Annotated in this window: 13 protein-coding genes; all 13 read left to right on the forward strand. The window is 70.8% G+C overall.

Annotation, left to right across the window (positions count from 1 at the left end):
- Positions 1-118: 118 nt before the first annotated feature.
- Positions 119-1,141: a heat-inducible transcriptional repressor HrcA gene (hrcA, locus tag G3I65_RS52270; RefSeq protein ID WP_160703536.1), complete on the forward strand. Its 1,023-nt coding sequence runs from the start codon at positions 119-121 to the stop codon at positions 1,139-1,141.
- Positions 1,142-1,172: 31 nt separating this feature from the next.
- Positions 1,173-2,339: a molecular chaperone DnaJ gene (gene dnaJ, locus G3I65_RS52275; RefSeq protein WP_160703538.1), complete on the forward strand. Its 1,167-nt coding sequence runs from the start codon at positions 1,173-1,175 to the stop codon at positions 2,337-2,339.
- A 2-nt stretch (positions 2,340-2,341) separates the two neighbouring features.
- Positions 2,342-3,094, forward strand: coding sequence for a 16S rRNA (uracil(1498)-N(3))-methyltransferase (locus tag G3I65_RS52280; protein WP_160703540.1), 753 nt, complete (start codon positions 2,342-2,344; stop codon positions 3,092-3,094).
- A 375-nt stretch (positions 3,095-3,469) separates the two neighbouring features.
- On the forward strand, positions 3,470-3,829 hold the full coding sequence (locus tag G3I65_RS52285) for a histidine triad nucleotide-binding protein (RefSeq protein ID WP_160703542.1): 360 nt from the start codon (positions 3,470-3,472) through the stop codon (positions 3,827-3,829).
- An 82-nt stretch (positions 3,830-3,911) separates the two neighbouring features.
- Positions 3,912-4,985: a PhoH family protein gene (locus G3I65_RS52290; RefSeq protein ID WP_160703544.1), complete on the forward strand. Its 1,074-nt coding sequence runs from the start codon at positions 3,912-3,914 to the stop codon at positions 4,983-4,985.
- The gene (ybeY, locus tag G3I65_RS52295; RefSeq protein WP_086858931.1) at positions 4,982-5,539 is read left to right on the forward strand and encodes an rRNA maturation RNase YbeY; all 558 of its coding nucleotides are present in this window, start codon (positions 4,982-4,984) and stop codon (positions 5,537-5,539) included. The genes G3I65_RS52290 and ybeY overlap by 4 nt, the downstream gene beginning before the upstream one ends.
- Before the next feature lie 38 nt (positions 5,540-5,577).
- The gene (locus tag G3I65_RS52300) at positions 5,578-6,924 is read left to right on the forward strand and encodes a hemolysin family protein (protein ID WP_160703546.1); all 1,347 of its coding nucleotides are present in this window, start codon (positions 5,578-5,580) and stop codon (positions 6,922-6,924) included.
- Positions 6,917-7,255, forward strand: a complete 339-nt coding sequence (locus G3I65_RS52305) for a cytidine deaminase (RefSeq protein WP_160703548.1) — start codon at positions 6,917-6,919, stop codon at positions 7,253-7,255. Before G3I65_RS52300 ends, G3I65_RS52305 begins: the two co-directional genes overlap by 8 nt.
- Positions 7,252-8,148, forward strand: a complete 897-nt coding sequence (gene era / locus G3I65_RS52310; RefSeq protein ID WP_125314686.1) for a GTPase Era — start codon at positions 7,252-7,254, stop codon at positions 8,146-8,148. Before G3I65_RS52305 ends, era begins: the two co-directional genes overlap by 4 nt.
- A 154-nt stretch (positions 8,149-8,302) precedes the next feature.
- Positions 8,303-8,662 carry a CD225/dispanin family protein gene (locus tag G3I65_RS52315; RefSeq protein WP_160703550.1) on the forward strand — a complete coding sequence of 120 codons (360 nt, stop codon included), beginning with the start codon at positions 8,303-8,305 and terminating at the stop codon, positions 8,660-8,662.
- A gap of 26 nt (positions 8,663-8,688) precedes the next feature.
- Positions 8,689-9,045: a CD225/dispanin family protein gene (locus G3I65_RS52320; protein WP_160703552.1), complete on the forward strand. Its 357-nt coding sequence runs from the start codon at positions 8,689-8,691 to the stop codon at positions 9,043-9,045.
- Positions 9,042-9,497, forward strand: a complete 456-nt coding sequence (locus tag G3I65_RS52325; protein WP_160703554.1) for a DUF2752 domain-containing protein — start codon at positions 9,042-9,044, stop codon at positions 9,495-9,497. The genes G3I65_RS52320 and G3I65_RS52325 overlap by 4 nt, the downstream gene beginning before the upstream one ends.
- A 180-nt stretch (positions 9,498-9,677) precedes the next feature.
- Positions 9,678-10,569: RDD family protein (locus G3I65_RS52330; RefSeq protein ID WP_160703556.1), on the forward strand; the 892-nt coding region annotated here is incomplete at its 3' end.

The raw sequence follows: 10,569 nt of genomic DNA on the forward strand, positions 1-10,569 counted from the left end.
ACCTTCGCCCGTGCGCGACCCTGCCTCCACCACCCGCGGCGACGACCGGGGTTGAGCACGATCGGCTCAGGCTTCCGTAAACTCGGGGTCGGCAGCGAACGAGGTAGGTGAGGAACCGGTGGCCAACGCGGAGGAGCGCCGCTTCGACGTGCTGCGCGCGATCGTCGCGGACTACGTGTCCAACCAGGAGCCGGTCGGGTCGAAGGCGATCGTCGAGCGGCACAACCTGGGCGTGTCGAGCGCCACCGTGCGCAACGACATGGCCACCCTCGAAGAAGAGGGCTACATCACCCAGCCGCACACCAGCGCCGGGCGCGTGCCCACGGACAAGGGGTACCGGCTCTTCGTCGACCGGCTCTCCGAGATCAAGCCGCTGAGCGCGGCCGAGCGCCGGGCCATCACCAGCTTCCTCGACAGCGGCACCGACCTCGACGACGTCCTCCGCCGCTCGGTGCGGCTGCTCGCGCAGCTGACCCGGCAGGTCGCCGTCGTCCAGTACCCGATGCTGACCAACGCCAAGGTGCGGCACCTCGAAGTCGTGCCGCTCACCCCGGCGCGCCTGATGCTCGTGCTGATCACCGACAACGGGCGCGTCGACCAGCGCACGGTCGACCTCGGCGACGTCGTCACCGAAGACGACGTCAGCCGGCTCCGCACCGTCCTCAACACGGCGATGGCCGGACGGCGGCTCAACGAGGCCGCGGCGCGGGTCGCCGAGCTGCCCGACAAGTCGCCCGCCGAGCTGCGCGACGCGCTCATCCGCGTCACGAGCGTCCTGGTCGAGTCGCTGGCCGAGCACCCCGAAGAACGCCTGGTCCTCGGCGGTACCGCCAACCTCACCCGCAACGTCGCCGACTTCCCGGGTTCGCTGCGCCAGGTCCTCGAAGCCCTCGAGGAACAGGTCGTCGTGCTCAAGCTGCTGGCCGCCGCGCGCAACCCCGGTGCGATCACGGTGCGCATCGGTGAGGAAAATGAAGACGAGCAGATGCGCAGCACCTCGGTCGTGTCGATCGGCTACGGCCAGGACATGGTGCTCGGCGGCATGGGGGTGGTCGGCCCGACCCGGATGGACTACCCCGGCACGATCGCCGCGGTGCGCGCGGTCGCCAACTACGTGGGGCAGATCCTGCACGGCCGCTGAGCCGGGCAGAGCAGAAGGAGAAGCGAAGACGGTGGCGAGGGACTACTACGGCATCCTCGGGGTGGCGAAGAACGCGAGCGATCAGGAGATCAAGCGCGCGTACCGGAAGCTGGCCAGGGAGCTGCACCCCGACGTCAACCCGTCGGAAGACGCCCAGCACAAGTTCGGCGAGGTCACCACGGCCTACGAGGTGCTGTCGGACCCGCAGAAGCGCAAGATCGTCGACCTCGGCGGCGACCCGATGGACGGCGGCGCGCGCGGCGGGGGCGGTGGCGACCCGTTCGCCGGCTTCGGCGGCCTCGGCGACATCATGGACGCGTTCTTCGGCGCCGCGGGCGGCGGTGGCGGCGGGCGTGGCCGTGGCCCGCGCAGCCGCGTCCAGCCCGGGTCCGACGCCCTCATCCGGCTCGGCCTCTCCCTCGAGGAGTGCGCGACCGGCGTCGACAAGGAAATCGCCGTCGACACCGCCATCGTCTGCGACCTCTGCCGCGGCGCCGGCACGTCCGAGGGCACCTCGGTCAAGACGTGCGACACCTGCGGCGGCGCCGGCGAGGTCCAGTCCGTCCAGCGGTCCTTCCTCGGCCAGGTCGTCACGGCCCGTCCCTGCCCGGTCTGCCGCGGCTTCGGCGAGGTCATCACCGACCCCTGCCGCCAGTGCGGCGGCGACGGCCGCATCCGCGCCCGCCGCAACGTCACCGCCAAGATCCCGCCGGGCGTCGGCGACGGCATGCGCATCCGCCTCTCCGGCCAGGGCGAGGTCGGCCCCGGCGGCGGCCCGGCGGGCGACCTCTACGTCGAGATCGACGAGACCCCGCACGAGGTCTTCGTCCGCCAGGGCCACGACCTGCACTGCAACTTCCGCATCCCGATGACCACCGCCGCGCTCGGCGCCACCGTGCCCATCGCGACGCTGGTCGACGGCGACTACGAACTCGACATCGAACCCGGCACCCAGCCCAACGCCGAGCTCGTCCTCACCGGCAAGGGCATGCCCCGGCTGCGCTCCTCCGGCCGCGTCGACGGCCGCGGCGACCTGCACGTCCACATCGACGTCCAGGTCCCGACCAAGCTCGACGACGCCCAGCGCGAACTGCTCGTCGAACTGGCCCAGCAGCGCGGCGAGGAAGCCCCGACGCTGTCGTCGAACGGCAAGCACGGCGGCCTGTTCGCCAAGCTGCGCGCCAAGAACCACCGCTGACCGTGCCCGACACCACCCTGCCGGTCTTCCTCGCCGGCACCGTCCCCGCAACCGGGCGGACGGTGCTCGACGGCGAGGAAGCCCGGCACGCGGCCACCGTCCGCCGCCTGCGCGTGGGGGAGCGGCTGGTGCTTTCCGACGGCGCCGGCGCCATGGCCCGCTGCGTCGTCGAAGCCGTCCAGCCGGGCCGCGACGCGGCACTGACCCTGACCGTCGAGGAGAGCTGGACCGAGGACCCGCCCGCCCTGCGCGTCGTCCTCGCCCAAGCCCTCGCCAAAGGCGACCGCGGCGAACTCGCCGTCGAACTCGCCACCGAAGCCGGCGTCGACGCGATCGTGCCCTGGCGCGCCGCCCGCAGCGTCGCCAAGTGGGACGACGGCGGCCGCGGCGACAAAGCCCTCACCCGCTGGCGCACCACCGCCCGCGCCGCCGCCAAGCAAGCCCGCCGCGCCCACGTCCCCGCCGTCACCGAGCCCGTCACCACCCGCGAACTCGCCGGCCTCATCGCCACCACGTCCCTCGCCGTCGTGCTCGAATCCGACGTCCCCGACCGCCTCACCGACCTCACCCTCCCGGACACCGGCGACCTCCTCCTCGTCGTCGGCCCCGAAGGCGGCATCACCGACGACGAGCTCACCACCCTGCGCGAAGCCGGCGCCCGAGCCGTCCGCCTCGGCACCACCGTCCTGCGCACCTCCACCGCCGCGGCCGTCGCCCTCGGCGCACTAGGGGCCCTGACCACCCGCTGGCACTGAAAAGATCACCCCCGAAAAAACCCGCGAATCCGCGCCCGGTTATGGCGCGATCACACTCCGACCGGTTACTCTCGTTTACTAACGCGCCACCTACGGTTTCGGCGCGCCACTGGGAAGAACACGAGCTCCGCCGGGCACCTCCCCCCTCGGTCCGGCGGCAGCCGCACTGCGACGGATCGACCCCCAGGGTCCGCCGCAGTGCGGCATCTAACTCCGCTTCGCTCCGTCAGGCTGCCGCTCTGCTCTGGTGTGTCTTCTGGGGGTCAAACCCCCAGACCCCCAGCCGGGGGCAAGCCCCCGGACCCCCCGCGAGTGCCGCTCGGTGCCGGTTTGGTGGGGCGGTGCGGGGCGGGGTGGCTGGGTAGGGTGCTTGGCATGAGTGATGGTGCTGAGACGCTCTTCGAGCGGATCATTGCTGGTGAGATCCCCGCTGATGTCGTCTATCAGGATGAGACGACCTTTGCTTTTCGGGATATTCGGCCGCAGGCTCGGGTTCATGTGCTCGTGGTGCCCAAGAAGCGGTACCGGAACCTGGGGGAGCTGGCTGCTGCTGATCCGCAGTTGCTCGCTGACGTTGCGTTGACCGCTCGGCGCGTTGCGGAGCTTGAGGGTGTGCTCGAGAGTGGGTATCGGGTGGTCTTCAACACCGGTGACGATGCTGGGCAGACCGTCTTTCACGTGCATGCCCATGTGCTGGGTGGGGAGCCGCTCGGGTTGTTCGGGGCCGGTGCGTAAACCGGCCTGCGTCTTGTCGGGGGGTGCCAGTAGCATCGGTGGGGTCCAGTCGTACTCACCGAGAAAGCAGGCCTGAGGCCACGTGGCCGGAACCGTACCGGGTGGTGCCGCCCGACCCGACGTCCCCGCGGACGTCGCCAAGACCGACGATGGCGCGGTTCAGGCTGCGCAGTCGCGGTTTCCCATCCCCGACGGCGCCGCGCTGAGCCTGCTCGGGTCTCGCGACGAGAACCTGCGTGTCGCCGAGGAACTGCTCGCCGCTGATGTGCACGTCCGGGGCAACGAAGTCACCTTGACGGGGTCACCCGCCGACGTGGCGTTCGCCGAGCGTGTCTTCGCCGAGCTCGTGCAGCTCGCCGGCGGGGGCCAGCAGGTGGGGCCCGACACCGTGCGGCGCACCATCGGGATGCTGTCCACCGGGGACGCGTCGCCGGTCGAGGTGCTCAGCCTCAACATCGTTTCGCGGCGCGGGAAGACCATCCGGCCCAAGACGCTGAACCAGAAGCGGTACGTCGACGCCATCGACAAGCACACCGTCGTGTTCGGCATCGGCCCCGCCGGTACCGGCAAGACGTACCTGGCGATGGCGAAGGCCGTCCAGGCGCTGCAGGCCAAGCAGGTCACGCGCATCGTGCTGACCCGGCCCGCCGTCGAGGCGGGCGAGCGGCTCGGGTACCTGCCGGGCACCCTCAACGAGAAGATCGACCCCTACCTGCGGCCGCTCTACGACGCGCTGCACGACATGGTCGAGCCCGAGTCCATCCCGCGGCTCATGCAGGCCGGCACCATCGAGATCGCGCCGCTCGCCTACATGCGCGGCCGGACCTTGAACGACGCCTTCATCATCCTCGACGAAGCGCAGAACACCACGCCCGAGCAGATGAAGATGTTCCTCACCCGGCTCGGCTTCGGCTCCAAGATCGTCGTCACCGGTGACATCACGCAGGTCGACCTGCCCAGCGGGCAGCGCAGCGGCCTCCGCGTGGTCCGCGACATCCTCACCGGCGTCGAAGACCTGCACTTCGCCGAGCTGACCAGCCAGGACGTCGTCCGGCACAAGCTCGTCGGCGACATCGTCGACGCCTACGAGAAGTGGCAGGCCGTGCAGGACGCACAGGGACAGCAGGGCAACGGCTGGAAGGGCAACCGGCGGTGAGCATCGAGATCGCCAACGAGTCCGGCGTCAACGTCGACGAGACGTCCATCGTCTCGGCCGCCCGCTACGCCCTCGACAAGATGGAGGTCAGCCCGCTCGCCGAGCTGTCCATCCTCCTGGTCACCCTCGACGTCATGGAAGACCTCCACGAACGCTGGATGGACCTGCCCGGTCCCACCGACGTGATGGCCTTCCCGATGGACGAGCTCGACTCCTCCCGCCGCCCCGACGCGCCCGACGCGTCACCGGCGCTGCTCGGGGACATCGTGCTCTGCCCGGCGTTCGCCAAGGACCAGGCCAAGACCGCGGGCCACGCCCTGATCGACGAGCTGCACCTGCTCACCGTGCACGGCTGCCTGCACCTGCTCGGGTACGACCACGCCGAGCCCGCCGAGGAACGCGAGATGTTCGCGCTCCAGAAGCGCATCCTCGGCGAGTACCAGGAGGCCGTCGCCGCACTGGACAAGCAGGACGCCCAGCGCAGCACCGACGACCGCGTCCTCGGCATCGCCGGGCTCGACGCGGCCGAAAAGCCCGCCGGGGAAACGCCGTAGTGTCCCGCGCCGCCGGTTCGCGAGGCTAGGCGAAAGCCATGGCCCAGCTCCTCTTCGCGATCGCGCTCGTCCTGCTGGCGGGCGTCTTCGCGGCGGCCGACGCCGCCATCAGCACGGTCTCGCAAGCCCGGGCCGACGGCCTCGCCCGGCTCGGGCTGCCCGGCGCCCGCCACCTCTCCGCGGTCGTCGCCGAACGACGGCGCCACATCAACCTGCTGCTCCTGCTCCGCCTCGGCTGCGAGCTCACCGCGACCGTGCTGGTCACGGTGTTCGTGGGCACCCGGCTGGCGCCGCTCGGCCTGGCCGTGCTCGTCGCCGCGGTCGTCATGGTCGTGGTCAGCTACGTCCTCATCGGCGTCGGCCCCCGCACCCTCGGCCGCCAGCACCCCTACCGCATCGGCCGGTACGTCGCCGGGCCCGTCCGCGTGCTCGGCTCCGTCCTCGGCCCGCTGTCCCGGCTGCTGATCCTCATCGGTAACGCCATCACCCCCGGCCAGGGCTTCCGCGAAGGCCCGTTCACCTCCGAAGTCGAGCTGCGCGAACTCGTCGACCTCGCCCAGGAACGCGGCGTCGTCGAGGACTCCGAGCGCGAGATGATCCACTCGGTCTTCGAGCTCGGCGACACCGTCGCCCGCGAAGTCATGGTGCCGCGCACCGAGATCGTCTGGATCGAGCGCGCCAAGACCGTCCGGCAGGCGCTGGCGCTGGCGCTGCGCACCGGCTTCACCCGGCTCCCGGTGATCGACGAATCGGTCGACGACATCGTCGGCGTCGTCAACATCAAGGACCTGATGGCCGCGTACATGGACCCGGACGGCGCGAGCACGGTCGTCAGCACGCTGATGAACGAAGCGTCCTTCGTCCCCGACTCGAAGCGCCTCGACGAGCTGCTCAAGGAAATGCAGCGCTCGCACAACCACATGGCGATCGCCGTCGACGAGTACGGCGGCACCGCCGGCCTGCTCACCATCGAAGACGTCCTGGAGGAGATCGTCGGCGAGATCACCGACGAGTCCGACGCCGACGAGCGCCCCGAGGTCGAGGAGCTCGAGGGCGGCGCCGTCCGCGTGTCGTCCCGGATGAGCGTCGACGACCTGGGCGAACTGTTCGGCATCGACCTCGAAGACCACGACGTCGAGACCGTGGGCGGGCTGCTCGCGGAACGACTGGGTAGGGTCCCGCTGCCGGGGGCCGAAGCCGAGGTCGCCGGCCTTCGGCTGTTCGCCGAAGGGGGCAAGGACCGGCGCGGCCGCATGCGGATCACCTCCGTCGTGGTGCACCCGGCCGACGCCGACGCGATGACGGACCCGGCCGACCGGACCACCCGCCGCCGCACCCGCGTACCCCACCCCGACGAACGCGACAGGAGCGTCGAACATGCCTGACCTCGAGGCCGAGGACCAGAAACTCGTCACGCTGGCCCGGTCTTCGCGCGCCCGCACCCAGGCCGCCGAGGGCGCCGCGATCCGCGACACCGACGGCCGCACGTACGCCGCCGGCACGGTCGACCAGCCGTCGTTCAAGCTCACCGCGCTCCAGGCCGCGGTCGCCGCCGCCGTGTCGAGCGGCGCCGAGGGCATCGAGGCCGCCGCCGTCGTCACCGCCGAAGGCCTGCTCAAGGAGGCGTCCGTGCACGCGGTCCGCGACATCGCGGCGAACGCGCCGATCATCCTCGCCGATCCCAGCGGCGAAGTGCTCCAGGTGCTCGGCCGATGACCGAGCACCGTTCCGGCTTCGCCTGCTTCGTCGGCCGCCCCAACGCGGGGAAGTCGACGCTGACCAACGCCCTCGTCGGCACCAAGGTCGCGATCACCTCCAGCAAGCCCCAGACCACCCGGCACGCCATCCGCGGCATCGTCCACCGCGAGGACGCCCAGCTCGTCCTCATCGACACGCCCGGCCTGCACCGCCCCCGCACCCTGCTCGGCGAGCGGCTCAACGACATCGTGCACACGACGTGGTCCGAAGTGGACGTCGTCGGCTTCTGCGTGCCGGCGAACGAAAAGATCGGCCCCGGCGACAAGTTCATCGCCAACGAGCTGCAGAAGATCGCCAAGCGCACCCCGGTCATCGGCATCGTCACCAAGACCGACCTCGTCCAGCCGCAGCAGGTCGCCGAACAGTTGCTTGCCCTGCAGCAAGTGATGGACTTCGCCGAGCTGGTCCCGGTGTCCGCGGTGGACGGCTTCCAGGTCGACACGCTGGCGAAGCTGCTCGTCGAGCGGCTTCCCGAAGGCCCGCAGCTGTACCCGGGCGGCGAGCTCACCGACGAGCCCGAGCAGACCCTGGTCGCCGAGCTGATCCGCGAGGCGGCGCTGGAAGGCGTCCGCGACGAGCTGCCGCACTCGATCGCCGTCACCGTCGAGGAGATGCTGCCCCGCGAAGGCCGCGACGACCTCATCGACGTGCACGCGTTCCTGTACGTGGAACGGCCCAGCCAGAAGGGCATCATCCTCGGGCACAAGGGCGAGCGGCTGCGCGAGGTCGGCGCCACCGCCCGCAAGCACATCGAGCGGCTCCTCGGCTCCAAGGTGTACCTCGATCTGCACATCAAGGTGGCCAAGGACTGGCAGCGCGACCCCCGCCAGCTGCGGCGCCTCGGGTTCTGAATTCCTGGTCTCATTTCGGTCGCGACGGCCGCAATCCCCGCGCGCCGTCGGATCGGTACCCCTACAGTTCGCACCTCGACCACACCGCCGCCGATCGGGGCGGCGGCGGAACCGGTGGTCGTCCATGGAGCACGACGAAGGGGACCGACCGAAAATGACCGACAGCCAGGGCATGCCCAACTACCCCGGCGACCAGCCCGGCGGGCAGCCGAACTACCCCGGCGGCCAGCCGGGCGGGTACCAGCCGGGCCCGCCCCCGAGCAACAACCTGGTGTGGGCCATCCTCACCACCATCCTCTGCTGCCTCCCGTTCGGCGTCGTGTCGATCGTGCAGGCCGCGAAGGTGAACGGGCTGTGGGCGCAGGGCCAGACCGCCGCCGCGCAGGAAGCCGCCGACTCGGCCAAGAAGTGGGCGATCATCTCGGCGGTCGTCGGCGTCGCGTGGCTCGTGCTGTGGATCATCCTGATGATCGCGGGCGTCTTCACGTTCGGCGCGAACACGACGTCATACTGACGTAGCCGAACAGCAGGAGGATCCCGGTGACCGACCAGTACCCGCCGCCGTACCCGCCCCCGGGCGGACCGCCACCCGGCTATGGCTACGGCTACCCGCCGCCGAACTACGGGCCGCCGCCGGACAACAACATGGTGTGGGCGATCCTGAGCACGGTGCTCTGCTGCCTGCCGCTGGGCGTCGTCTCGATCGTGAAGTCCAGCCAGGTCAGTTCGCTGTGGTTCCAGGGCATGCACGCCGAGGCGCACAAGGCCGCCGAGGACGCCCGGAAGTGGGCGATGTGGTCGGCGATCTCGACCGGGATCCTCCTGCTGCTCTACGTGATCTTCATCGTGGTGATGATCGTGATCGTCGGCGCCAACGCGGACCGGTTCACGCCGTGACCGCGACGACCGTCTACACGGGAATCCCGGCGCAGGGCACGAAGGCCAAGCTGCGGGCGATCGGCCCGCCGCTGGCCCTCGTGGCCGGGCTCGGCGTGTGCTGCGCGGTCGTCTGGGTCGGCGACCCGACCACCCCCGGCGGGTTCCTGCCCGTCTGCCCGACCAAGGCGCTGTTCGGCATCGACTGCCCGGGCTGCGGCGGCATGCGGATGGCGTACAGCCTGATGCACGGCGACATCCCGGCGGCGCTGCACTACAACGCCGTGTCGTTCGTGGTCGTGCTGCTGTTCGTGTGGAGCACGGCCGCGTGGACCCTGGGCCGCCTGCGCGGCCGCGCGATGGACAGCTGGCTGCACTGGCGCTGGACACCGCTGACGTTTTCGATCGTCTTCGTCGTCTGGTTCGTCATCCGCAACCTGCCGTTCGCGCCCTTCACGGCGCTGCGCGTCTGAACGGGCACGCGGCGGAACCGGCGATCCGCCCGCCGCGTCGGACCGGTGCGCGGGTCACCCGGACAGCCGACGCCTGGGAGGCGCGGCCGTGACCCGACCGAGTACGCTCCCGCGGACCGGACCGATGAGGGCGGATCCGTTTCCGCGCGTCGGGGAAGTGACCAGCGAGGGGAAGACCTGATGACCGATCCCTACGGTCAGCAGCCGTTCGGGCAGCAGCAGCCCGGTGGCCAGCAGCCGTTCGGGCAGCCGGGGCCGACGCCGTACGGCGGCCAGCCCGCGCCGTTCGGGCAGCCGGCACCGTACGGGCAAGGCGCACCCTTCGGCGCCCCGCGGAACTACGCGACCTGGGGACAGCGCGCTCTCGGCTGGCTCGTCGACTTCGGCCCGATCTTCGTGCTGTACGCGATCTTCGGCCTGCTCTACGCGGTCATCCACAACGTGGGCTCGTTGATCATCATCGTGGGCGTGCTCGCGTGGCTCGGCTGGATCGCCTGGACCATCTACAACCGGTGGATCCAGCAGGGCAACACCGGCCAGTCGATGGGCAAGCGGATCGCCAAGATCAAGCTGGTCCGCGAGGACAACGGCCAGCCGGTCGGCGCGGGCATGGCGTTCGTGCGCGACCTCGCCCACTTCGTCGACAACGTCATCTGCTACGTCGGCTGGCTGTGGCCGCTGTGGGACGACAAGGCCCAGACGCTGGCCGACAAGATCGTCGGCACCGTCGTCGTCCAGGCCGACGACGCCGCCGCTCCCACGCAGTTCGGGCAGCCGGGCGCGCAGCAGTTCGCGGGCGGTTACCCGCCGCCCTCCGGCGGGTTCGAGCAGCAGGCGCCGGGCGGCTTCGGCCAGCCGCAGCCGGGCGGGGTCGCGCAGCCGCCGCAAGCCGGGGGATTCCCGCAGTCCGGCGGGTTCGACCAGCCGCAGTCCGGCGGTTTCCCGCAGCAGCCGCAGCCCGGGGGACTCGACCAGCCGCAAGCCGGTGGTTTCCCGCAGCAACCGCAGCCCGGCGGGTTCGACCAGCCGCAGCCCGGTGGCTTCCCGCAGCAGCCGCCGCAATCCGGTGGCT

This window comes from Amycolatopsis sp. SID8362 (assembly GCF_010550475.1).
GTDB lineage: Bacteria > Actinomycetota > Actinomycetes > Mycobacteriales > Pseudonocardiaceae > Amycolatopsis > Amycolatopsis eburnea.